24 protein-coding genes are annotated in these 23,117 nt (G+C 71.3%); 20 read left to right on the forward strand and 4 right to left on the reverse strand.

Translation table 11 applies throughout. The annotated features are described in order from the left end of the window. The first annotated feature begins 36 nt into the window (after nucleotides 1–36). The 6 genes from P3T29_RS26245 to P3T29_RS26270 all read left to right on the forward strand — a co-directional run bounded on the left by P3T29_RS26245 (nucleotide 37) and on the right by P3T29_RS26270 (nucleotide 4,032). Nucleotides 37–294 carry a MoaD/ThiS family protein gene (locus P3T29_RS26245; protein WP_280719154.1) on the forward strand — a complete coding sequence of 86 codons (258 nt, stop codon included), beginning with the start codon at nucleotides 37–39 and terminating at the stop codon, nucleotides 292–294. Between the two features lies 1 nt (nucleotide 295). Further along, nucleotides 296–1,138, forward strand: a complete 843-nt coding sequence (locus P3T29_RS26250; protein ID WP_280719108.1) for a hypothetical protein — start codon at nucleotides 296–298, stop codon at nucleotides 1,136–1,138. A 103-nt stretch (nucleotides 1,139–1,241) separates the two neighbouring features. Further along, nucleotides 1,242–1,913 (forward strand): DUF2993 domain-containing protein, encoded by a 672-nt coding sequence (locus P3T29_RS26255; RefSeq protein WP_280719109.1) that lies wholly within the window; start codon nucleotides 1,242–1,244, stop codon nucleotides 1,911–1,913. Nucleotides 1,914–2,513: 600 nt separating this feature from the next. Beyond that, on the forward strand, nucleotides 2,514–3,347 hold the full coding sequence (locus P3T29_RS26260; protein WP_280719110.1) for a sulfurtransferase: 834 nt from the start codon (nucleotides 2,514–2,516) through the stop codon (nucleotides 3,345–3,347). A gap of 43 nt (nucleotides 3,348–3,390) precedes the next feature. Then, complete coding sequence (locus P3T29_RS26265) at nucleotides 3,391–3,684, forward strand: DUF1416 domain-containing protein (protein ID WP_280719111.1); 294 nt, start codon at nucleotides 3,391–3,393, stop codon at nucleotides 3,682–3,684. Between the two features lie 75 nt (nucleotides 3,685–3,759). Continuing rightward, nucleotides 3,760–4,032 (forward strand): DUF3099 domain-containing protein, encoded by a 273-nt coding sequence (locus tag P3T29_RS26270; protein ID WP_280719112.1) that lies wholly within the window; start codon nucleotides 3,760–3,762, stop codon nucleotides 4,030–4,032. A 10-nt stretch (nucleotides 4,033–4,042) separates the two neighbouring features. Here the strand turns inward: P3T29_RS26270 and P3T29_RS26275 are convergent, their stop codons facing one another. Further along, the gene (locus tag P3T29_RS26275) at nucleotides 4,043–4,405 is read right to left on the reverse strand and encodes a DsrE family protein (RefSeq protein ID WP_280719113.1); all 363 of its coding nucleotides are present in this window, start codon (nucleotides 4,403–4,405) and stop codon (nucleotides 4,043–4,045) included. A gap of 339 nt (nucleotides 4,406–4,744) precedes the next feature. Here P3T29_RS26275 and P3T29_RS26280 point away from each other — a divergent pair, with 339 nt between their 5' ends. The 3 genes from P3T29_RS26280 (at nucleotide 4,745) to P3T29_RS26290 (ending at nucleotide 6,962) form a co-directional block, all read left to right on the forward strand. Beyond that, a complete protein-coding gene (locus P3T29_RS26280; protein WP_280719114.1) occupies nucleotides 4,745–5,329 on the forward strand; it encodes an FABP family protein in 585 nt (194 codons plus the stop codon). A 120-nt stretch (nucleotides 5,330–5,449) separates the two neighbouring features. Beyond that, complete coding sequence (locus P3T29_RS26285) at nucleotides 5,450–5,929, forward strand: transcriptional repressor (RefSeq protein ID WP_280719115.1); 480 nt, start codon at nucleotides 5,450–5,452, stop codon at nucleotides 5,927–5,929. 61 nt (nucleotides 5,930–5,990) lie between these two features. Further along, nucleotides 5,991–6,962: a folate-binding protein gene (locus P3T29_RS26290; protein WP_280719116.1), complete on the forward strand. Its 972-nt coding sequence runs from the start codon at nucleotides 5,991–5,993 to the stop codon at nucleotides 6,960–6,962. A gap of 112 nt (nucleotides 6,963–7,074) precedes the next feature. Here P3T29_RS26290 and dtd read toward each other — a convergent pair whose 3' ends face one another. Then, a complete protein-coding gene (gene dtd, locus P3T29_RS26295) occupies nucleotides 7,075–7,515 on the reverse strand; it encodes a D-aminoacyl-tRNA deacylase (RefSeq protein ID WP_280719117.1) in 441 nt (146 codons plus the stop codon). Nucleotides 7,516–7,976: 461 nt separating this feature from the next. On the opposite strand from dtd, the gene P3T29_RS26300 reads away from it, so the two are divergent. From P3T29_RS26300 to P3T29_RS26310, 3 genes are all read left to right on the forward strand, one after another. Next, nucleotides 7,977–8,555, forward strand: coding sequence for an ABC transporter substrate-binding protein (locus P3T29_RS26300; protein ID WP_280719118.1), 579 nt, complete (start codon nucleotides 7,977–7,979; stop codon nucleotides 8,553–8,555). A 66-nt stretch (nucleotides 8,556–8,621) separates the two neighbouring features. Further along, entirely contained in the window at nucleotides 8,622–9,581 is a 960-nt protein-coding gene (locus P3T29_RS26305; RefSeq protein ID WP_280719119.1) for an asparaginase, read from the forward strand. A gap of 158 nt (nucleotides 9,582–9,739) precedes the next feature. After that, nucleotides 9,740–9,955, forward strand: a complete 216-nt coding sequence (locus tag P3T29_RS26310) for a dodecin (protein WP_280719120.1) — start codon at nucleotides 9,740–9,742, stop codon at nucleotides 9,953–9,955. 131 nt (nucleotides 9,956–10,086) lie between these two features. Here P3T29_RS26310 and P3T29_RS26315 read toward each other — a convergent pair whose 3' ends face one another. Next, nucleotides 10,087–10,575 carry an inorganic diphosphatase gene (locus P3T29_RS26315; RefSeq protein WP_280719121.1) on the reverse strand — a complete coding sequence of 163 codons (489 nt, stop codon included), beginning with the start codon at nucleotides 10,573–10,575 and terminating at the stop codon, nucleotides 10,087–10,089. Between the two features lie 120 nt (nucleotides 10,576–10,695). On the opposite strand from P3T29_RS26315, the gene dacB reads away from it, so the two are divergent. From dacB to folE, 6 genes are all read left to right on the forward strand, one after another. Beyond that, nucleotides 10,696–12,117: a D-alanyl-D-alanine carboxypeptidase/D-alanyl-D-alanine-endopeptidase gene (gene dacB / locus P3T29_RS26320; RefSeq protein ID WP_280719122.1), complete on the forward strand. Its 1,422-nt coding sequence runs from the start codon at nucleotides 10,696–10,698 to the stop codon at nucleotides 12,115–12,117. A 105-nt stretch (nucleotides 12,118–12,222) separates the two neighbouring features. Next, nucleotides 12,223–13,410, forward strand: coding sequence for a zinc-dependent metalloprotease (locus P3T29_RS26325; protein WP_280719123.1), 1,188 nt, complete (start codon nucleotides 12,223–12,225; stop codon nucleotides 13,408–13,410). A gap of 265 nt (nucleotides 13,411–13,675) precedes the next feature. Beyond that, the gene (gene tilS, locus P3T29_RS26330; protein WP_280719124.1) at nucleotides 13,676–14,830 is read left to right on the forward strand and encodes a tRNA lysidine(34) synthetase TilS; all 1,155 of its coding nucleotides are present in this window, start codon (nucleotides 13,676–13,678) and stop codon (nucleotides 14,828–14,830) included. 67 nt (nucleotides 14,831–14,897) lie between these two features. After that, nucleotides 14,898–15,452, forward strand: a complete 555-nt coding sequence (gene hpt / locus P3T29_RS26335) for a hypoxanthine phosphoribosyltransferase (RefSeq protein WP_280719125.1) — start codon at nucleotides 14,898–14,900, stop codon at nucleotides 15,450–15,452. 233 nt (nucleotides 15,453–15,685) lie between these two features. Further along, nucleotides 15,686–17,740: an ATP-dependent zinc metalloprotease FtsH gene (gene ftsH / locus P3T29_RS26340; protein ID WP_280719126.1), complete on the forward strand. Its 2,055-nt coding sequence runs from the start codon at nucleotides 15,686–15,688 to the stop codon at nucleotides 17,738–17,740. A 123-nt stretch (nucleotides 17,741–17,863) separates the two neighbouring features. Then, nucleotides 17,864–18,469: a GTP cyclohydrolase I FolE gene (gene folE / locus P3T29_RS26345; RefSeq protein ID WP_280719127.1), complete on the forward strand. Its 606-nt coding sequence runs from the start codon at nucleotides 17,864–17,866 to the stop codon at nucleotides 18,467–18,469. 142 nt (nucleotides 18,470–18,611) lie between these two features. On the opposite strand, the gene P3T29_RS26350 is transcribed toward folE, so the two are convergent. After that, nucleotides 18,612–19,793 (reverse strand): alpha/beta hydrolase-fold protein, encoded by a 1,182-nt coding sequence (locus tag P3T29_RS26350; protein WP_280719128.1) that lies wholly within the window; start codon nucleotides 19,791–19,793, stop codon nucleotides 18,612–18,614. Between the two features lie 458 nt (nucleotides 19,794–20,251). Between P3T29_RS26350 and P3T29_RS26355 the strand changes: the two genes are divergently transcribed. Both P3T29_RS26355 and folP read left to right on the forward strand, forming a co-directional pair. After that, entirely contained in the window at nucleotides 20,252–22,114 is a 1,863-nt protein-coding gene (locus tag P3T29_RS26355; RefSeq protein WP_280719129.1) for a phosphatidylglycerol lysyltransferase domain-containing protein, read from the forward strand. Between the two features lie 145 nt (nucleotides 22,115–22,259). Further along, nucleotides 22,260–23,114, forward strand: coding sequence for a dihydropteroate synthase (folP, locus tag P3T29_RS26360; RefSeq protein ID WP_280719130.1), 855 nt, complete (start codon nucleotides 22,260–22,262; stop codon nucleotides 23,112–23,114). Nucleotides 23,115–23,117: the final 3 nt, after the last annotated feature.

The following is a 23,117-nucleotide window of genomic DNA, read 5'->3' on the forward strand; positions in this document are numbered from 1 at the left end:
GGGAGAGTGACGGAGAGTGCGCCGACGGCTCACGCCGTGAGCGGCGTGGTCCGCTACTGGGCGGCCGCCAAGGCCGCCTCGGGCGTCGGGGAGGAGCCGTACCGGGCGGCGACACTGGCTGAAGCACTTCAGGCCGTGCGCGCCCTCCACGCGGACCGTCCGCGCCTGCTGCAGATACTCGACCACTGCTCGTACCTGGTGGACAGCGACCCGGTCGGCGGCCGGGACCACGCCACGGTGCGGCTCAGCGACGGCGGCTCGGTCGAAGTGCTGCCGCCGTTCGCGGGCGGGTGAGATGACACTTCCGAATCCCGCGACCACCGTTCCTGCGACCACCGTTCCCGCGACCACTGCTCCCGCGACCACCGCTCCCGCAACCAGTGCTCCCGTTCCCGTTCCCGCTCCCGTTTCCGCCGCCGGACTGGTGGGCCGCACCGGATCGCCGGTGATCGAGCCGGGGCTGCTGCCCGCGCTGCTCACCGTGGCCCTGGCCGGGCTGCTGGCGGCGGGGGCGGCCGTGGGGCCGGGGCCGCAGGCCGTCACGGTCGCGGTGCTGCAGGCGCTCACCGCCGCCGGGTGGTTCCGGCTGAACGGGATGTGGCCGGCCCGGCAGGGCATCGCGCTGGCCGCGCTGGCCGGCTTCGCCGCCGACGCGGCGGTGTTGGCCGGCGCCGGGGCGGCCGGGGTGCTGGGTGCGCTCGGCGTGGCGCTGCTGCTTGTGCTCGTCCTGCAGACCTTCCGCCCGTCCGACCCTTCGGAGCGGTTCTACGCCCTGACGGTGCTCGGCTCGGGCGCTGCGGTGGCGGGGCTCTGCTCGGTGCTGCTGCTGAGCGGGCACGCCCTGGCCGCCGTGGTGGCGGTCGCGGCGACGGTGCTGGTGGCCGCGCTCGCGCACGCGCTGCGCCTCCCTGGCCCGGTGGCCGGGGCCGGGGCGCTGCTGCTCGTGGGCGCTGCGGCGCTGGGCGCGGGTGTGCCCGTGGCGGTGGCGGTGGCCGCCGGGGTCGGCGCGCTGGTCGGGCGCCGAGTGGCCTCGTACGACTTCCCGTCCCGGTTCGTCCACCTGACGGCGGGGGTCGCCCTGCCGCTCGCGTTCGCGGCACCGCTGGTGTGGATCACCACGCGCCTGCTCGCGGGCTGAGACCGGGCGGTCCGAGGGGGCGACCCTAAGGAGCGGCCCGGAACCACCGCTCGGCGTCGTACGTCGTACGTCCGGACGTACGGGATCACACAAAGGGGACCGGATGCGCGGCTTGCTGAAGATGACGATCGGTCTGGCGGTGCTCGCCGGGCTGCTGGTCGGGGCGGACCGGGTCGCGGTCGGTGTCGTCCAGGACGAGGCGGCCGGGCAGCTGGTCAGCAGTGGTCGGCTCAGCAGCAAGCCGACCGTCTCGATCGACGGCTTCCCGTTCCTCACCCAGGCGCTGGCGGGCACGTTCGACTCAGTACGCCTCTCGGGTGACGGTGTCACGGTGAGCGACGGCCGGCAGCAGGCGGCGCTGCGCTCGTTCACCGCCCGGCTGTCGGGGGTCGAGGTCGGCAGCGACTACCGCAGCGCGACGGTCCGCAGTGGCACGGGCAGTGGTCTGATCTCGTACCCGGACGTCGCCAAGCTGATCCAGGGCGCCGAACGGGTCGATCTCTCGTACGGCGGGCCGGGGAAGGTGCGGGCCTCGGTGGCGGGGGTCGAGGTCGGGCAGGGCAACGTGCACAGCAGCGGTAACACCATCACGGCGGACGGCTTCCAACTCGCCGGTATGGGTTCCCTGTTGAGCGGCCAGGCGAACGCGGCGCTCGGCCCGCGCAGCTTCACCCTGACCGACCTGCCGGCCGGGCTGAGCCTGGCCGCCGCGACCCCGCAGCAGGACGGGCTGCTGCTCGCCTTCCAGGGCACCAACCTCAAGCTGATCGGCTGATCCGGCCGCCTCGGCTGCCCCATTCGGCCCACTCGGCCCACTCGGCCCATTCAGCCCATTCGGGTCCATCGGTCGCAGCCGGCCATCCCGCTCCGCGAGACGCACCGTCCACCAGCGTCTCGCGGAGCGGTCCCGTTCCGCCGCACGGGGGCTGCTGCAGGCCCCGATTCCGGGCACCGCACCGCCGGACTCTGGTAAATCTCGCCATTCGGATAAATCTGTCTCGATATTCGATACGGTGATGACAGGCGGCGGCACATGTCCCTAGCATCGTCGACATGAAGCGACAGGCGGATCTCACGAAGCGGCGGGCGGTAGACCTGTGCCGCGTGTCCGCCTGCCTGTGTCGAATGCGCTGACAGGGCGGTTCTGACCGGCATTTCCGGCCCGCCCCACCCCTTGCCCGTGGTCTGACCTGGCACGCTTGCGCCGCAGGTCACCGACACACCCGGCACCCCCCGATCAACCGCACGGTGCCACCCGCACAACCGTCCTGTCTCGACATTCGGACAGAAGTTCGGACGTGACGGACGCCGAGCACGTGAGTCGAGCACCCGAACAGCCTCTTCCGCCAACCGCCCCCGGATGGAGAACATCACCATGAGCCGCGCTGACGTCCTGGTAGACGCCGACTGGGTCCAGGCACACCTGGACGACCCGAAGGTTGTCGTCGTCGAGGTCGACGAGGACACCACCGCGTACGAGAAGAACCACATCCGCAACGCCGTCCGGATCGACTGGAAGCAGGACCTCCAGGACCCGGTCCGCCGCGACTTCGTCGACCAGGCCGGTTTCGAGGCGCTGCTCAGCCGTAAGGGCATCGGCAACGACGACACCGTCGTGCTGTACGGCGGCAACAACAACTGGTTCGCCAGCTACGCGTACTGGTACTTCAAGCTGTACGGCCACAGCAACGTCCGCCTGCTCGACGGTGGCCGCAAGAAGTGGGAGCTCGACTCCCGCGAGCTGGTCGCCGCCGTCCCCGAGCGCGCCGCCACCGAGTACCGGGCCAAGGCCGTGGACACCTCGATCCGCGCCTACCGGGACGACGTCCTGGCCGCGATCGGCAAGCTGAACCTGATCGACGTCCGCTCGCCCGACGAGTTCTCGGGCAAGCTGCTCGCCCCGGCCCACCTCCCGCAGGAGCAGTCGCAGCGTCCGGGCCACGTCCCGTCCGCCCGCAACATCCCGTGGGCGAAGAACGCCAACGACGACGGCACCTTCAAGAGCGACGACGAGCTGCGCGAGCTGTACCAGGCGGAGGGCGTCGACCTGTCGAAGGACACCATCGCCTACTGCCGCATCGGCGAGCGCTCCGCGCTCACCTGGCTGGTGCTGCACGAGCTGCTCGACCAGCCGAACGTCAAGAACTACGACGGTTCCTGGACCGAGTACGGCAGCCTCGTCGGCGTGCCGATCGAGCTCGGTAACTGAGCCCCGGCTCCGTAAGTCGTAAGTCGAAGAGGGAGACACAGACATGTGCGGTGCAAAGGCCGGCGGCCCGGATCTGGAAGGTATTGACGTGGCGAAGGAGACTGTCATTCAGGGGTCGGTGACCCGGGACGGGGAGCCGGTCAACGGTTACGTCCGACTGCTCGACGAGAGCGGCGAGTTCACCGCCGAGGTCCCGACCTCGGCGACCGGACAGTTCCGTTTCTTCGCCCGCCCGGGCAAGTGGACGCTGCGGGCCCTGGTGCCCGGCGCGACCGTCGACCGTCAGGTGGTCGCCTCCCAGGGCGGCAGCCCGACCGAGGTCGCGATCGCGGTCTGAGTATTCCGACGACCGCCCGCGAATCGTCTCGAAGGCCCCTGCTGCGGCAGGGGCCTTCGGCCGTACCGTGGAGCTGTGCAGGCACACCAGAGGCATGTCCGCTACTTCGTCATGATGGGCTGCTGCATCGGCACGTTCGTCCTGGCGTGGGGCGTCGTGCGCTTCGTCTCGGTACCGGCGGCGATCGGGATGTGCGTCTTCGCCATGGTCATCCCCCCGCTCGCGGCGGTCTTCGCCAACAAGCGGGACCCGGACGACGACTGGTGGAACGACCCCCGCTGGGACAACCCGGGCTGGGACGACCCCGGCCACGACCGTGACCACCCGGACCACGAACCGGGCCCGTGAGCGGCGGTGGTCAGTAGACGAGTGCCTGCACCCCGTCGGCCATGATCTCGCTGACGAAGACCTGCGCGCCCGCGATCCGGACACCCTCGACGGTGTCCTCCTGGACGATGCCGCGCCGCGTCGCGCACTGCGTGCACAGGGTCACCGTCCCGACGGCCAGGATCGAGTCCAGCAGGTCGGGCAGCGGGGCCGCGTGCGGGAGTTCGAACTCGGCCGCCCGCCCGGGGAGCGCGAACCACGACGCCTCGCCCGTCAGCCAGAGCGACACCTCGACCCCGCTGGCGACGGCGACCGCCGCCACCGTGAACGCCTGCGAGCAGCGCTCCGGCGCGTCCGCTCCGGCCGTGACCTTGATGACCAGCTTCTTCGACATGCCGCCACCCTAGACCGGGCCCTGGACCGGTCACCGGACCGGCCCCGGACGGGCCGGCGCGACGTGTCGGGGCTCACCGGGACCGCCCACTGCGACACCCGGTAGCCGACGGATAGACTCAGCGGCGTCGTACCACCCGCCTTCACCCCGCCTACCGCCGCAACTGGGAGTGCCCCGTGACCACCCTGGAATGGTTCTTCGACGGTCTGCTGGCCCTCATGGCCGTGCTGATCACCTGGTTCGCCGTCTTCTCCGTGATGAAGCTGTACCAGGGCCAGCGCTGACCCAGCCTGCCGTACGGTTGACGCAAGCCCCCCACCGACGACAGTGACCAGGACCATGATCGAGATTCCCTCAGACCTCCACAAGGACGTCGTCCCGCTCGCCTTCCTCCTGGGTACCTGGGAGGGCGCGGGCGTCTACGACTTCCCCGGCTCCGAGAAGTGCAACTTCGGCCAGGAGATCATCTTCCGGCACGACGGCCGGCCCTTCCTGGAGTTCCGCTCCCGTACCTGGGTGCTGGACAACGAGGGCGAGAAGGTCCGTCCGCTGGAGAACGAGCACTCCTTCTGGCGGGTGACCAGCAACCAGCACGGCGCCACCGGCGAGCGCGAGATCGAGATCTCGTCCGTCCGTGACGACGGCACCGTCGAGATCTGGTACGGCAAGCTGCACGACGGCAAGCCGCAGATCGACGTCGCCACCGACGCGGTCGCCCGGATCGAGGGCTCGGCCGCGTACACCGGCGGCAAGCGCCTCTACGGCATGGTCAACGAGGAGCTGCTCTGGGTCGGCGAGAAGGCCGCTCCGGAGGTCCCGCTGCGCCCGTACATGTCGGGGCAGCTGAAGAAGGTGCTCAACCAGGCGAAGCTGATCCAGGACATCGCGGACCTGCCGGACGACGGCATCGCGTTCTTCCGCTGAGCCTCGTGAACGTTCGGGTTCGCTGAACGTCCGAACTCTGTGCACGTCAAGGTAGGGACCGGTCGGCCGACCGGTCCCTACACTTGTTCTCACGACCTCGATCCGGGCAGGGACTGCACTGTGGCGAAGACCGGCACCTCCACCGACCTCCAGGGCTCCGACTGGAAGGTGGACCTGCGCGAGCGTGGGTACCGCCTCACGCCTCAGCGCCAGCTGGTGCTGGAGGCCGTCGACGTCCTCGACCACGCGACCCCGGACGAGATCCTCGGACAGGTCAGGCTGACCGCGAGCGGGGTCAACATCTCCACCGTGTACCGGACGCTGGAGCTGCTGGAGGAGCTCGGGCTGGTCTCGCACGCGCACCTGGGCCACGGCGCCCCCACGTACCACCTGGCGGGCCGGCACACCCATCTGCACCTGGTCTGCCGGGACTGCGACCAGGTCACCGAGACCGACACCGCGATCGCCGCGCCGCTGATCGAGAGCCTGCGCGAGCAGCACGGCTTCGACACCGACCTCAAGCACTTCGCCATCTTCGGCCGCTGCGCCGACTGCAGCGCCAAACTGACGGACGCGCGGGCGGAGACCGTCCGCCGGTAGGGGGCCGGTCTTGGCAACCACTGCGCGGAGCAGCCCGACCGGTAGCCGTAAGCTGACCGGTATGACCGGTACGAAGAGCCCGCTCCTGTCCCTGCCCGGTGCCGTGGCCGCCGAGGGCGCCGACGAGGGTGTGGCCGCGCACTACGGCGACATCTTCCGCGAACAGCGCGAACTGGCCGAGGGCCGTGGCTTCGTGGATCTCTCGCACCGAGGCGTGCTGACGGTGACCGGCCCGGACCGGCTGAGCTGGCTGCACCTGCTGCTCACCCAGCACGTGAGCGCGCTCCCGCCGCAGCAGGCAACCGATGCGCTCATCCTCTCCCCGAACGGGCACGTCGAGCACGCCCTCTACCTGGTGGACGACGGCACGACGACCTGGGCGCACGTCGAACCGGGCACCCGGCAGGCGCTGCTCGCGTACCTGGAGAGCATGAAGTTCATGTACCGGGTGGAGGTCGCCGACGCGACCGCCGACTACGCCGTGGTGTACCTGCCCGCCGGGTCCGCCGCCTCCGCCGAGGGCGCCGCCGCCGTTCGCGAACTCCCGTACGGCCGTGACCTGTTCCTGCCCCGCGCCGAGCTGGCGAAGCTCGCCGAGGGGTACGGCCCGGCCGCCGGGATCTGGGCGTACGAGGCACTCCGGGTCGAGGGGCACCGGCCGCGCCTGGGCTTCGAGACCGACCACCGCACCATCCCGCACGAGGTGGACTGGCTGAGCACCGCCGTGCACCTGCAGAAGGGCTGCTACCGGGGGCAGGAGACCGTCGCGCGCGTCCACAACCTGGGGAAGCCGCCGCGCCGCCTGGTCTTCCTGCACCTGGACGGCACCGAGGAGGTGCTGCCCCCGCACGGCACCGAGGTGCGGCTCGCCGCCGACCCGGACGGCCGGGCGCTCGGCTTCGTGACCTCCTCGGCCCGCCACTTCGAGTTGGGCCCGGTCGCGCTGGCGATCGTCAAGCGGAACGTCCCGCTGGACGCGATCCTGCTGGCCGGTACGGTGCCGGCCTCGCAGGACGTCATCGTTCCCCAGTAGCGGCAACCACAACAGGGGCAACCACAACAGGGGCGCGGGGAACTGCGCGACCGAGGCACAACGAAGGTGCACGGTTGCGCCCACAGCTCCCCACGCCCTGCTGTGGTTTCGCTCAGACCTCCAGCTGCACCGTGAACGGTCCGTCGTTCACCAGCGCCACCTTCATGTCCGCGCCGAACCTGCCCGTCTCCACCTTGGCGCCGAGCGCCCGGAGTTCGGCCACCACCGCGTCGACCAGCGGCTCGGCGACCGGGCCGGGTGCGGCGGCGTTCCAGGTCGGGCGGCGCCCCTTGCGGGCGTCGCCGTACAGGGTGAACTGACTGATCACCAGCAGCGGTGCGCCGAGGTCCGAGCAGGACTGCTCGATCCCGCCCTCGCCGCCGTCGAAGAGTCGCAGTGTCCAGAGTTTCCGGGCCAGTTGGGCGGCCTTGGCGGGGGTGTCCTCGTGGGTCACGCCCACCAGGGCGCAGAGCCCCGGCCCCTCGATCGATCCGACGGTCTCGCCGTCCACCGTCACCCTGGCCTCGGCCACCCGCTGCACCACTGCTCGCATGCGGCCATTCTGCCGGAGGCGCGCAAGCCATCCGCGCGCGCCGGGGTGGTGCGGTGCGCGCCCCTGGCGCGGTGGCGCTGCCAGGGGATTGCCGCTGTCGTATCAGCCACCCCCCTTCGCCAGGGGGCCGTTCGGGTGCACGAGCGGTGCGCCGCACCGGCCGGGGTGGCACGCTGTGGGCGGTACGGAGGTATGGCGCGTCGGCATGGCGCGCTCGACCAGATCGAACAACAGTTTCGGTCGGGGTCGCTCGGGTGGGTGGTACCGGTCTTCCGGGGGAACCAACGGGGGCGTTCCGACGTGCAGCAGACCGGGACCGGCAACGGACCGACAGGCGCAGGACGGGCGCGGGGAAAGGCCCGGGCGGGCGGTAGCCCGACGGGGACAACGCACGGTGCGACGGGCGCCGTGGGGCGGGGGCATCGGACAGCGTGACCAGGACAGTGGCAGGTGGTTGGTTGATGGACGCGAGCAGCACGGCCCAGGACAGCACGGCCCATGAGCAGTCTGATCAGCCGCACGGGTTCGCCGGGCTCGGCCTGGAGCAGCTGAGACTGCTCCGCCGCGACGCGCACGAACAGGAGGCCGATCTCTCGTACCTGCGGCGGTTGTTGCAGGGACGGATGGACATCCTGCGGGCCGAGCTGGACCGGCGTCGGGTGCGGCTCGCCTCGGTGGCGGCGTCCTCGGTCGAACTCCCGGAGCGGTCCGGGGAGCTGCTCGACCGGCTGCCGGCCATCCTCGCCGACGCGCCGTCCCTGGTCCGGCGGCCCGCCCGGCACCTCACGCTCGGGCCGCCGCGCGGCGAGCGGTACCAGCGCGAGGCCGACGTGCTGATGGGCGACGTCCAGCTCGCCGACCTCGGCGCGCACCCGACGGCCGAGCTGCTGGACGCGGTCGAGCGGCTCGCCCTCCACGAGCGGGAGGTCTCCGGCCGACGGCAGGTGCTGCAACGGACGGCGGACGACTGCAGCGCGGAAATCACCCGCAGGTACCGTGAAGGGGAAGCGCGGGTCGACGACCTGCTCACCGGCGGCTGAACCCGCAGGCGGGCGGTGCGGGCCGTGCGGACCCCCACCCGGCCACCCTCACCGTGGAGCATTCCGATGCCGCAGTCCTCCGCTCTGCCCGTTCTCGCCGAAGTCATACGCTCCGGCTTCGTCGAGGGCCACCACCGTGGTTCGCTGGTGCAGCTCGCCGCCGACGGTTCGGTCGAGTTCGCACTCGGGACCCCGGCCGCCCCGCTCTTCCCGCGTTCCTGTGCCAAGCCGTTCCAGGCCGTGGCCACCCTGCGGGCGGGCCTCGCGATCGAGGGCGAGCTGCTCGCGCTCGCGGCCTCCAGCCACTCCGCAGAACCGTTCCACCGGGACGCTGTACGGCAGATCCTGGCCTCGGCCGGGCTCACCGAGGACGCCCTGCAGACGCCGCCCGACCTGCCGCTCGACCTGGTCGAGGCAGAGGCCCTGCTCAGCGGCGGCGGGCAGCGCCGGCCGATCATGATGGACTGCTCCGGCAAGCACGCTGGCTGGCTCGCCGCCTGTGTCGCCAACGGCTGGGACACCGCGACCTACCTCGACCCGGCGCACCCGATCCAGGTGCTGGCCCGGGAGGCCCTCGAGGAGGCCACCGGGGAGACCGTCACGGAGGTCGGTACGGACGGCTGCGGCGCCCCGCTGCTGGCCGTCTCGCTCACCGGGCTGGCCCGGGGCTTCCGCTCGCTGCTCGCCGCCGAACCCGGCACCCCCCAGCGCCGGGTGGCCGACGCCATGCGGGCCCACCCCGAGTACGTCGCGGGCAGCCGCCGCGCCGACACCTGGCTGATGCGGGCGGTGCCCGGCTCGCTCTCCAAGATGGGCGCCGAGGCCGTCCAGGTGGTGGCGCTGCCGGATGGCCGGGCGTTCGCCTTCAAGATCGACGACGGCGCCGAGCGGGCCCGTGGACCGGTGCTGGCCGAGGCCCTGCGCCGAATCGGCGTCGAGACCCCGGACGGCACGATCGACCGGATCGGCACCGAGCCGCTGCACGGCGGCGGCGCCGTGGTCGGAGCGGTACGCGCGGCGTTCTGACGCGCGGAGCGGCCACGGGGGCAGACCCCGGCGGCGGTCGGCCCCGGGCGGCGGTGCGCTCTTAAGGGTGGACTTCTGACGGCCCGTCCAGGGTGCGGGGCCCGGCCGGGTGCGGCACGGTGGACCGGGGGGCCGTGCCGCCACTCAGGGAGACAGCCATGACCGACCACATCTACCGCGTGACCGAGATCGTCGGCTCCTCGCACGAGGGAGTCGACGCCGCGATCCGAAACGGAGTCGACCGGGCCGCCCGGACCCTGCGAAACCTGGACTGGTTCGAGGTGGTCCAGGTGCGCGGGCACATCGCGGACGGGCGGATCGAGCACTTCCAGGTGGGGCTGAAGGTCGGCTTCCGGCTCGACGACGAGGACTGAGCGGCCGGCTCCGCCCGTTCCCTGGCGGAGCCTGTCGGCGGATACCGAGCGGATACGAGCGGATACGAGCGGATACCGAGAAGGGCCGGTGCGAGCAGAGTGCTCGCACCGGCCCTTCGCCGTACTCAGGCTCAGTGGCCGGAGTCCGCCAGACGCTTGATCGAAGCGGTGATCTCCGCCTCGGCCTCGGCGCGGCCGACCCAGTCGGCGCCCTCGACGGACTTGCCGGGCTCCAGGTCCTTGTAGACCTCGAAGAAGTGCTGGATCTCCAGGCGGTCGAACTCCGACACGTGCTGGATGTCCTGCAGGTGCTCCCAGCGCGGGTCGGTCGCGGGGACGCAGAGCAGCTTGTCGTCGCCGCCGGCCTCGTCGGTCATCTTGAACATGCCGATCGCGCGGCACTTGATCAGGCAACCGGGGAAGGTCGGCTCCTCCAGGATTACCAGCGCGTCGAGCGGGTCGCCGTCGTCGGCGAGGGTGCCCTCGACGTAGCCGTAGTCCGCCGGGTAGCGGGTCGACGTGAAGAGCATCCGGTCGAGGCGAAGGCGACCGGACTCATGGTCGACCTCGTACTTGTTCCGCGAACCCTTCGGGATCTCGATCAGGACGTCGAACTCCAACGGTTCCTCCAAGGTAGTACTGACAGAATCCAAGTGTCTCCTACGGCAGGGTGTGCTCAGGAAAGGGGCTGGTCGGTGCGGCAAGGTACTGGGGTGGGGCGTGGTCGCGCGGTGGCGGCCGTGGGAGTCCTCGGAGTGGCGCTCACGGCCGGTGGTCTGCTGCTGGATCCGGGCCGGGCGCTGGCCCAGCCGGTGCCGGGAACGAGCCACAGTTCCGGCAAGGCGTCACCCGGCCCGCTGCCCGCGCCCGCCGACCCGCGCCGGGCGGTCGCGACGGACGGTCCGGTGCTGGTGGCCACGGTCGCCGGTACGGGTGGTCCGCCGACCACTCAGGGGCTGCAGCGCGACCTCGCCGCCGTCCTCCAGGACAGGTCGCTCGGCACCCTGAACCTCGCCGTGGCGGACGGTGTCACCGGGCAACTGCTGTTCGGCTCGGGTGAGAACACGCCCGCCACCCCGGCTTCCACCAACAAGCTGCTGACCACGGTCGCGGCGCTCGCGCTGATCCCGGCGGATAGCAGGATCACCACCAGGGTGGTGCAGGGGCCGGGCGCCGGCGAGATCACCCTGGTCGGCGGCGGCGACCCGACGCTCACGGGCCTCCCGCTCGACCAGTACCGGATCGCCGGTCTGCCGGTCGACCAGGACACCGCGCCCGCCTCGATGGCCGACCTGGCCCGGCAGACCGCGACCGCACTGAAGGCGGCCGGCACCCCCTCGGTCAAGCTGAACTTCGACACCTCGCTGTACTCCGGCCCGGTCCTGCACCCGCAGAACGACTCGACCAACATCGCGGCCGTCACGCCGCTGATGGTGGACGAGGGCAGGATCGACCCGAGGAGCCAGGAGGAGGCCCCGGCCCGCGTCTTCGACCCGGCGGGCCAGGCGGCCGACGTCTTCGCGGCGCTGCTCCAGGCGCAGGGCATCACCGTCCAGGCCAAGCCCACGGCGGGCACGGCCGGGCCCGGTGCGAAGGTGCTCGGCCAGGTGCGGTCCCCGACCATGGGCCGGCTGATCGACCGGCTGCTCACCAACTCGGACAACACCCTCGCGGAGGCGGTGGCTCGTCAGGCGGCCATCGCCGACCACCAGCCCGCCAGTTTCGACGGCGCGGTCAAGGCCGTGACGGACACCCTGAGCAGGCTCGGCGTGCCGATGAACGGCGTCGTCCTGTACGACGGCAGCGGCCTGCACACCGGCGACCTGATCCCGCCGCTGGTCCTCGCGAAGGTGCTCGCGCTCGCGGGCTCCCCGCAACACCCCGAGCTGCGCCCGGTGTTGACGGGGATGCCGATCGCCGGGTTCACGGGGACGCTGGCCAACAGGTTCGGCGCCACCTCGGGGGCGCAGAGCGCGGCGGGCCTGGTCCGGGCGAAGACCGGCAGCCTCAGCGGCGTCAACACGCTGGCGGGCACCGTGGTGGACGCGGACGGCCGGGTGCTGGTCTTCGCGCTGATGACCAGGACCACGGCGGGCGTGGTGGACGCCAGGTCGGCGGTGGACCGGATCGTGGCGCGGATCGCGGCCTGCGGCTGCAGGTAGGCCAGCGGGCCGGACAGGACCGGCGAGCAGGGTAGGACCGGCCGGACCGGTCACCGGCCGCGCGCGCGTCTCCCCCCGGCGCGCCCCAGCACGTACGGTGAGGGCATGACGAGCGCGAGCGGCGGTGCTGACATGGTCGACTGGAATCTCGCGGTCGCGACGGCGACCCGGTTGGCCCGGCCGGGCCCCGAGGTGACACGGGACCAGGCCCGCGAGGTGGTCTCCGAACTGCGCAGACACGCGCTGGCGGCGGAGGAGCACGTCCGCGAGTTCACCGGGATGCGTTCCGCCAGCCTGCTGGCGGCCGCCGCGACCCCGGTCCTGGTGGTGGACCGGCCGGGCTGGGTACGGGCGAACGTCGCGGGATTCCGCACCATCGTCCAGCCGTTGGTGGACAAACTGGCCTCACGTCGCTCCGACAGCCCCGGCTCGGCCGTCCTCGGCTCGCTGGGGGAGAAGGCGACCGGCGTCGAACTCGGCGCGGTGCTGGCCTTCCTCTCCACCAAGGTGCTCGGCCAGTACGAGACCTTCGCCCCCGCCGACCCGCTGCCCGCCCTGCCCGGCTCCCCGGACACCCCGGACAGCCCGGCGGGTCTGTTCGACCGCCCCAGGCGCGGCCCCGGGCAGCCCGGCCCGGGCCGGCTGCTGCTGGTCGCGCCGAACATCGTCCAGGTGGAGCGCGAACTCGACGTCGAGCCGCACGACTTCCGGCTCTGGGTCTGTCTGCACGAGGAGACCCACCGCACCCAGTTCACCGCCGTGCCGTGGCTGCGCGACCACATCCAGTCGGAGGTGCAGTCCTTCCTGACCGAGACCGACGTCGACGCGGGTGCCCTGCTGGAGCGGGTCCGGGAGGCGATCGGAGGGGGCTTCCCCGGGCTCGGCGGCCGTGCCGACGGGCCTGGGGCCGGGACTCTCCTGGAGGTCGTGCAGTCGCCCGTCCAGCGGGAGATCCTGGGCCGGATCACCGCTGTGATGTCGCTGCTCGAAGGCCACGCGGACGTGGTGATGGACGGCGTCGGCCCGGCGGTGGTGCCGAGCGTCGCGGAGATCCGGGAGAAGTTCCAGCAGCGCCGGGCCCAGGGGGCGAGCCGCCTCGACCTGGTGCTCCGCCGGCTGCTCGGCATGGACGCCAAGCTGCGCCAGTACCAGGACGGCGCGGTCTTCGTCCGCAACGTGGTGGACCGCGTCGGCATGACCGAGTTCAACCGCGTCTGGACCTCCCCGAACACCCTCCCCACCAAGGACGAGATCCACAACCCCGCCTCCTGGGTCGCCCGGGTCATCGGCTGACCGTACGCAGCGGGGCGCGGGGGGTGCCCGTGCGCCGGGGGGAGTGGCTCAGCCGTACATCTGGAGGGCGAATGAACGTTTCTCCATTCACCCGTACGTGGGACGGTGGTCGTACCGAGGGCGCGGGTGGTGTAGCCGAAGCCCGGATTCTGCGACCATCTGTGAGCACCTGGTGACAGATAGCTGACAAGCCGTCACGCCCGTCCGGTCTCACCGACCACCCCGTACGTCCCCGCTCCCTCCCTCCGCCAAGGAGTGCTTCCCCGTGGGCCCACACCCCGCTGTCGCGGCGATACGTCTCGCCGTACGCCGCACGCTCACCGACCTCGCGGTCGAGGCCGGTTCCACCTTCGGCGCTCCGGTCCGCGCCCCCCGCAGCCGTCCGTCCGCCGAGCCCGTTCCCGCCGGTGCCGTCGTCGGCGCGGCCGGTGCGCCGGCCCAGGCCACCACGCTGATCGGCAACGCCCGCAGACACCCCTCCGGGCTGCCCCGGACGCCGGCCGCGCCCGGCTCGCCGCTGGTGCTGGTCGCGGTCAGCGGCGGCGCCGACTCGATGGCGCTGGCCACCGCGACCGCGTTCGAGGCCCCCAAGCTCGGGCTCCGGGTCGGCGCCGTGACGATCGACCACGGGCTGCAGGAGGGCTCCGCCGCCCGCGCCCAGCAGGTCGTCGAGCGGCTGCGCGAGCTCGGGCTCGACCCGGTGGAGGCGATCCCCGTCCGGGTCGGCCACCAGGGCGGCCCCGAGAACGCCGCCCGGGAGGCCCGCTACGCGGCGCTGGACGAGGCCGCCGAGCGCCACCGCGCGATCGCCGTCCTGCTCGGGCACACCCGGGACGACCAGGCTGAGACGGTGCTGCTCGGCCTGGCCCGGGGCTCCGGCTCCCGTTCGCTGGCCGGCATGCCAGCGCAGAAGGGCCGCTACCGCCGCCCGCTGCTGGAGCTGGACCGCTCCGCCACCCGCCGGGCCTGCTCCGCCCAGTCCATCCCGATCTGGGACGACCCGCACAACAGCGACCCGGCGTACACCCGTTCCCGGGTCCGCCACGAGGTGCTCCCGGTCCTGGAGAAGCACCTCGGCGCCGGCGTGGTCGAGGCGCTCGCCCGTACCGCCCGGTTGTTCCGGGACGACGCGGACGCCCTGGACCAGTGGGCCGCCCTCGCCGAGCGCGACCTCCGGACGGGCGAGGGCTCGCTGGACGTCGCCAAACTCGCCGAGCTGCCCTCCGCCGTACGCCGCCGGGTCTTCCGCCGGGCCGCGCTGCGGGCGGGCTGCCCGGCGGGCGACCTGTTCGCCCGGCACCTGGAGACGGTCGATCAGCTGGTCACCGGCTGGCGCGGTCAGGGGCCCCTGCACCTACCCGGGGGAGTGGAAGCCACCCGAAGGTGTGGCACGCTGGTGTTTCGGCGTCAGAGCGACTAGCGGGTAACCGCCGGTCGCAGGGCCGCCGCCGAAACAGGAACCCCGAACGTTTGAGGACGTATCCCCGGTGGACGACAAGGACATGGGCGCCGACCTGGCGAAGGTGCTCATCAGCAAGGACGAGATCGACGCCAAGCTCCTGGAGCTGGCCGAGCGGATCGACCAGGACTACGCCGGGCGCGATCTGCTGATCGTCGGTGTGCTCAAGGGCGCCGTGATGGTCATGGCCGACCTCGCCCGTGCTCTGCACTCCCAGGTCACGATGGACTGGATGGCGGTCTCCTCGTACGGGATGGGCACCAAGTCCTCCGGCGTGGTCCGGATTCTCAAGGACCTGGACACCGACATCGCCGGCCGCGACGTGCTGATCGTCGAGGACATCATCGACTCCGGCCTCACCCTCTCCTGGCTGCTCGGCAACCTGGGCTCGCGCGGCCCGGCCTCCCTCGAGGTCTGCACCCTGCTGCGCAAGCCCGATGCCGCCAAGGTCGAGATCGACGTCAAGTACGTCGGCTTCGACATCCCGAACGAGTTCGTGGTCGGTTACGGCCTCGACTACGCCGAGAAGCTCCGCAACCTGCCCTTCATCGGCACCCTCGCGCCCCACGTCTACGGCGGCTGAGAAGCCCGTCACGGACCGTTCGGGCGACGGGCGGGAACAGTGCGCTCTTCCCGCCCGTTGAGCGGGGGTAGGAAAATACGTCGTGCCGTCGCGCTCCCGCCGTCAGGGGGAGCGACTGCGGTACGGTCCCATTAACCGCTCTTCTCATGAGCACATCCGGATGCGCCGACGGCCCCACAGTCGAACGGCGCCGTTGAGTGGCAGGAGGGACGGGGCGGCAACGCCCCGCATGGATGGACGTCAAGCGATACTTCCGCGCGCCGATCATGTGGATCGTGCTGGCCGTCCTCGCCGTCATTGTGCTGATGCAGGTCGTTTCGGACTCCAATGGCTACAAGACGGTCGACACGGGGCAGGTCGTCGCCGCGATCAATGCCAACCAGGTCAAGTCGGCGCAGATCACCACGGGTGACTCACAGACCATCAAGATCCAGCTGAAGGAGGGCGCCCAGCTGCCCTCCTCCGGCTCCGCCAAGGCGCCCTCCGGCACCAAGTTCCAGGCCTCGTACATCGGGTCCCAGGGCAAGGATGTCGCCGCGACCCTCCAGGCGGAGGTCAACGGCACCAGTCCGAACCAGCTGCCCGAGGGCTACACCATCAGCCCCGAGAAGCAGTCGACCTTCGTCGGCCTGCTGCTCTCGATGCTGCCGATCGTCATCATCGTTCTGGTCTTCCTCTTCCTGATGAACCAGATGCAGGGTGGCGGCTCCCGGGTCATGCAGTTCGGCAAGTCCAAGGCCAAGCTGCTCACCAAGGACACCCCGAAGACCACGTTCGCGGATGTCGCGGGTGCGGACGAGGCGGTCGAGGAACTCCACGAGATCAAGGAGTTCCTGCAGGAGCCGGCCAAGTTCCAGGCCGTCGGCGCCAAGATCCCCAAGGGTGTGCTGCTCTACGGCCCGCCCGGCACCGGCAAGACCCTGCTGGCGCGTGCCGTCGCGGGCGAGGCCGGCGTGCCGTTCTACTCGATCTCCGGTTCCGACTTCGTCGAGATGTTCGTCGGTGTCGGCGCCTCGCGAGTCCGTGACCTGTTCGAGCAGGCCAAGGCGAACGCCCCGGCGATCGTCTTCGTCGACGAGATCGACGCCGTCGGCCGGCACCGTGGTGCGGGTCTCGGCGGCGGCCACGACGAGCGCGAGCAGACTCTCAACCAGCTGCTGGTCGAGATGGACGGCTTCGACGTCAAGGGCGGCGTGATCCTGATCGCGGCGACCAACCGTCCCGACATCCTGGACCCGGCGCTGCTGCGCCCGGGCCGCTTCGACCGGCAGATCGCGGTCGACCGGCCGGACCTCCAGGGCCGTCACGACATCCTCAAGGTGCATGCCAAGGGCAAGCCGGTCACGCCGGACGTCGACCTCCGGGCCGTCGCCAAGCGCACCCCCGGCTTCACCGGTGCGGACCTGGCGAACGTCCTCAACGAGGCCGCGCTGCTGACGGCCCGCTCCGACAAGAAGCTGGTCGACAACATCACGCTGGACGAGGCGATCGACCGCGTCGTGGCCGGACCGCAGAAGCGGACCCGGATCATGTCGGAGAAGGAGAAGAAGATCACCGCGTACCACGAGGGCGGACACGCCCTGGTCGCGGCGGCTTCTCCGAACGCCGACCCGGTGCACAAGATCACCATCCTGTCCCGTGGCCGGGCCCTGGGTTACACCATGGTCCTCCCCGACGAGGACAAGTACTCGACCACCCGGAACGAGATGCTCGACCAGCTGGCGTACATGCTGGGCGGGCGCGCGGCGGAGGAGCTGGTCTTCCACGACCCGACCACCGGCGCCTCGAACGACATCGAGAAGGCCACCGCCACGGCGCGGGCCATGGTGACGCAGTACGGCATGAGCGAGCGCCTCGGCGCGATCAAGTTCGGTTCGAGCGAGTCCGAGCCGTTCCTGGGCCGTGAGATGGGCCACCAGCGCGACTACTCGGAAGAGGTCGCCGGGCTGGTCGACGAAGAGGTCAAGAAGCTCATCGAGAACGCGCACAACGAGGCCTGGGAGATCCTGGTCGAGAACCGCGACGTGCTCGACAACCTGGTCCTCGAGCTTCTCGAGAAGGAGACGCTCAACAAGGAGCAGATCGCCGAGATCTTCTCGACCATCGTCCGGCGCCCGGCCCGGCCGGCCTGGACGGGCTCGTCCCGTCGTACGCCGTCCACCCGTCCGCCCGTGCAGTCCCCGAAGGAGCTGGCGCTCACCAACGGCGCCGCCGCCCCGACGGACACTGCCACGGTGGACATCCTGAAGCTGCCCCCCGTCACGGGAGACAACGCCTCCGGGAGCTGATCGACGGACACCGGCTCCGGCCGGTACCGGTACGGAATGGATGCCGCGTCACCAGGGTTTGTACCCTGGAGGCGCGGCATCCGTGCTGCTCAGCCCTAACCCTGACACCCAAGCGAGGCACGCATGATCGACCCGGTGACTCTCGACGGCGAATCCGACATCGGGACGTTCGACCAGAAGCGGGCCGAGAACGCCATCCGCGAGCTGCTGATCGCGGTCGGCGAGGACCCCGACCGCGAGGGCCTGCTGGAGACGCCCGCCCGGGTCGCGCGTGCCTACAAGGAGATATTCGCCGGACTCTGGCAGGAGCCGGAGGACGTGCTGACCACCACCTTCGACATCGGCCACGACGAGATGGTGCTGGTCAAGGACATCGAGGTGTACTCCACCTGCGAACACCACCTGGTGCCCTTCCGGGGCGTCGCCCACGTCGGGTACATCCCGTCCACCAGCGGCAAGATCACCGGGCTGTCCAAGCTGGCCCGCCTGGTCGACGTCTACGCCCGCCGCCCGCAGGTGCAGGAGCGGCTGACCAGCCAGGTCGCCGACTCGCTGATGCGCATCCTGGAGCCGCGCGGCGCCATCGTGGTGATCGAGTGCGAGCACATGTGCATGTCGATGCGCGGCATCCGCAAGCCCGGCTCCAAGACCATCACCTCGGCCGTCCGGGGCCAGCTCCGCGACCCGGCGACCCGGGCCGAGGCGATGAGCCTGATCATCGGCCGCTGAACGGCTCCGCCTGCGGGTAGGGCAGCACAGGAGGCGCGGGGAACTGCGCGAGGTCGGAAGGCGACGACCTGTGCCCTTCCGGTTTCGCGCACGCAGTTGATCAAGCAGGGCCCCACGCCTCCTGCGGTGGCTGATCGGGTGCCTATTGGCGCGGTTCGCGGTCCTGTGGGGGCTTGAGGTGGTCGCTCATCCACTCCAGGGCGGCGGGCAGCTCGCGCTGCCAGGTCTCGAAGCTGTGGCCGCCGTCGTCCAGGAAGAGCGAGTCGGCCCGGAACTCCGGGTGGGCGTCGGCGACCTGCTGGGCGGTGGCCAGGAACTGCTGGGTGGCCGCGTAGTCCTCCTCCGTCCTGGTGCTCACCACCAGCAGTGAGACCTTCGGCGCGGGCAGGTTGCGCAGCCGCCAGTTGAGGTCGCTGTTGAGTGCGGCGGTCTGGTCGCCCCGGAACAGGTCGCCGTCCGTCCAGCGGTCGTTGGGCACGGTGTAGTCCGCGTGCATCGCGGCGGCCTGGGGGTAGACGCCGGGGTTGCGCATCGACAGCCGCAGCGCGCAGCTGCCGCCGGTGGAGTACCCCAGTACGCCCCAGGAGGCCGCCGCCCGGCTGACCCGGTACGTCGACCGCAGGGCGGCGGGCAGGTCCTTGGCGAACCAGGTCTCGGCGTGCGGGCCGCCCGGCACGTCCACGCACTCGGTGTTGCGCGGCGGTGCCACGGTCGGCCGGGCCATCACGATCACGGTGGGGGCCATCTTGCCGGTCCGCTCCAGGTCCCAGGCGGTCTGCGGCACCCGCAGGCCCTCCACCAGGTGCAGTGACGGGCCGGGGTAGCCCGCCAGGGTGAGCAGGACGGGGAAGCGCTCCCGGGCGTACCGGGGGATGAAGTACTCGGGGGGCAGGTAGACGAAGACCTGGTCGGAGAGGCCGGACTCGGTGCCCGTGACGCGGACCGAGTCGACCCGCCCGACCTCCTCCGGCCTGCCCTGCGGCAGATCCTTGATCGTCTCCAGGCCGCCCTCTGAGGTCGGCTGGATCAGTGCCCCGGACTTGGGGGCCGCGCCCTTCGGGTGCTCCGAACCCACCAGTGAGAGCGGGGTGCCGCCGGGGCGGAGCAGGTCGTTCCAGGATGTGTAGAAACCGTAGGAGTTGTTCAGCGCGAGGCCGAGCACGCCCACCACGGAGAGTTGAACGACCATCAGGAGCGCGATCCGACAGAGCATCACCAGCGGATGCTGCCGGGCCAGCTTCGGCCAGAGCCAGAGCGTGGCGACCAGACCTAGGCCGGCCAGCGCGATCAGCGAGTACACCAGCGTCCGGCTGGTCAATTCCATGCTGTCGCCCTCCCTTGGGCAGCTGTGGGGCCAGGATTCATCGTGTGCGGGAGCGGGGTGGACGGCCAGCGGGGCTGGGCCGGTCGTGCGTCCGTCGCGCCGCCCGATCGGCACCCGGTCGGGTCCCGCCCGCTGCGGAGGGCGCAACCAAGGCTCTAGAATGCGGCGTCCACCGTGTGTAACGCGTGCGCTGCTGTCCCGTAGCGCCGCGTGTCGCATTGGGCCGCCACTGACCACCCGCTGCCGGTCAGCCGTTCAGCCGTCCCGCTGGGCGTGCCGTCCGTGCGGCGCCACCTGTCCCCAGGCTCCGCCGTCGATCAGGTCCGAGGGGTATCAACCTTCTGCGGAGCCTTGTCTGACGAGTGGATTGCCAGACGAAGGAATAGCCATGAAGGTCCATCTCATCTCCTCCCTCGGAGTGACAGGACGTCCCGCGACAGCCTCTACGCTGAGCTTCCATGAGCGTTCCCGTGTCCGTTGAGTCGTCGCCCGAGCAGCCCCGCCGCCGAGGGTTGCAGACGCTCCGTAACCAAGCTGCCGCCGTTCCCCGCGCCTGGCTTCCCGGTGCGGTGGGGTACGCCTGTCTGCTGATCGGACTGCTGGACATCGCCAGCGCGATCTTCCCCAAGCTGCGTCACGCCAAGATGCGCAGCTGGACGGGACAGCTGCCGGGAGGCACCACCTCGCTGGCGGCGGCCGGCACCCTGATGGTCGGCATCATGCTGGTGCTGCTCGCGCACGCCCTGCGCCGGCGCAAGCAGCGGGCCTGGCGGGCGGTCTGCGTCCTGCTGCCGGTCGGCTCGGCGCTGCACATCCTGCGCTGGCACCAGGTGGGTCCCGCGCTGGTCTCGCTCGCGCTGTTCGCCGTCATCGTGGTGCACCGCCGCGAGTTCTACGCCAAGGCCGACCCGCGCACCCGCTGGCGTGCGGCGGGCAGCCTGGTGGGCCTGGGCACCCTCAGCGTGCTGCTCGGTCTGCTGATCGTCAGCGTCCACCCGAGCTCCGAGGTGGGGCACCCGACCTTCATCGACCGGCTGCAGCACGTCGTACTCGGCCTGTTCGCCATCGAGGGGCCGATCCACTACCACAACAACCGGGTCGGCGACCTGGTCGGCGACCTCGTCTACTACTCGCTCGCCTCGCTCGGCCTGCTGACCGCGGTGACCTCCGCATACCTCGCGCTGCGGCCCGAGAAGCCGGAGCCGGAGCTGACGGCGGAGGACGAGACCAAGGTCCGCGGGCTGCTGGAGCGGCACGGGGCGCGTGACTCGCTCGGGTACTTCGCGCTGCGGCGGGACAAGAGTGTGCTGTTCTCGCCGACCGGCAAGGCGGCGATCTCCTACCGGGTGATCTCCGGCGTGATGCTCGCCTCCGGTGACCCGGTCGGCGACGTCGAGGCCTGGCCCGGGGCGATCAAGCTCTTCATGGCGGAGGCCCGTGAGCACGCCTGGGTGCCGGCGGTGGTCGGCTGCAGTGAGGTCGGCGGCGAGGTCTGGACCCGCGAGGCGGGGCTCGACGCGCTGGAGCTCGGTGACGAGGCGATCGTCGACACCTCGACCTTCTCGCTCTCCGGGCGTGCCATGCGCAACGTCCGGCAGATGGTGAAGCGGATCGAGCGCAACGGGTACTCCTGCCAGGTCCGCCGGGTCAGTGAGCTGACCATGGAGGAGAAGCGCCGGGTCGCCGACGCCGCCGCCCGCTGGCGGGGTACGGACACCGAGCGCGGCTTCTCGATGGCGCTGGGTCGGTTCGGCGACCCGGGTGACGACAACTGCGTCGTGGTCACCGCGCACAAGGCGCCCGAGGAGGGCGAGCCCGGGTTCGCGACGGGTGACGATCTGAAGGCCGTGCTGCACTTCGTGCCGTGGGGCGCGGACGGCATCTCGCTGGAGCTGATGCGGCGTGACCGGGCCGCCGACCCGGGGCTGAACGAGCTGCTCATCGTGGCGGCGCTGCAGGCCGTGCCGGCGCTGGGCGTCAACCGGGTGTCGCTGAACTTCGCGATGTTCCGCTCCGCGCTGGCGCGTGGTGAGCGGATCGGTGCGGGGCCGGTGCTGCGCGCTTGGCGTGGGCTGCTGGTGTTCTCCTCGCGCTGGTTCCAGATCGAGTCGCTGTACAAGTTCAACGCGAAGTTCCAGCCGGAGTGGGAGCCGCGCTTCCTGGTGTACCCGCAGACCCGGGACCTGCCCCGGATCGGGTTCGCCGTGATGCAGGCGGAGGCGTTCATCACGCTGGGGATGCCGAAGTTCGGCCGCAAGCGGCAGCGGCAGGGGCTGATGCCGGAGCCGGCCAAGGTTGGTGCGGTGACCGAGGCGGCGTGACTGCTGCGCTTCGCGCGGTCAGCTGACGGTTGGTCGCGGGCGGATGGCAGCTGACGGACAGCTGATGACAGATGACGGCTGACAGATTTTGAAATCTGTCAGCCGTCACCCGTTCCCGCGCGCCCCGCAGCTCGATAATGGCCACATGAGCAACCTTCCCGGCCTCCCCCGCCTCGACCGCTGCGCGGTCATGGGCGTGGTCAACGTGACCCCCGACTCCTTCTCCGACGGCGGCCTCTGGCTCGATCCGGCCGCCGCCGTCGCGCACGGGGTCGACCTGACGGCCAAGGGCGCCGACCTGGTCGACGTCGGCGGCGAGTCCACTCGGCCCGGTGCCCAGCGGGTCACCGAGGCCGAGGAGCTGCGCCGGGTGATCCCGGTGGTCCGCGAGCTGGCCGCCGCCGGGGTCCTGGTCAGCATCGACACCATGCGGGCGAGCGTCGCCGAGCAGGCCGTCGCCGCCGGAGCGCGCCTGATCAACGACGTCTCCGGCGGCCTGGCCGACCCGGCGATGGCCGGGGTGGTCGCCGCCACCGGAGTGCCCTTCGTGGTGATGCACTGGCGCGGCCAGTCCGCCGACATGGACAGCCTCGCCGTCTACGACGACGTGGTCGCCGAGGTCGCCGCCGAACTCGGCGAGCGGGTGGCGCAGCTGCTCGCCGCCGGGGTCGAGGAGGAACAGCTGATCCTCGATCCGGGCCTCGGCTTCGCCAAGACCACCGAGCACAACTGGGCCCTGCTGAGCGGCCTGGACGAGCTCATTGCGCTGGGTCGCCCGGTGCTGGTCGCCGCTTCGCGCAAGCGGTTCCTGGGTACGCTGCTCGCCAACCCGGAAACCGGGGAGCTCCGGCCGGCCCGGCAGCGCGACGACGCGACGGCGGCCGTCTCGGTGCTCTCGGCCCAGGCGGGCGCCTGGGCGGTCCGGGTCCACGACGTGGCCGGCACGGCCGACGCCGTACGAGTGGTCGCCGCCTGGCAGCGGGCGGCGCGGAGGGGGTAGCGG

The organism is Kitasatospora sp. MAP5-34 (assembly GCF_029894335.1).
In the GTDB taxonomy this organism is placed as follows: domain Bacteria; phylum Actinomycetota; class Actinomycetes; order Streptomycetales; family Streptomycetaceae; genus Kitasatospora.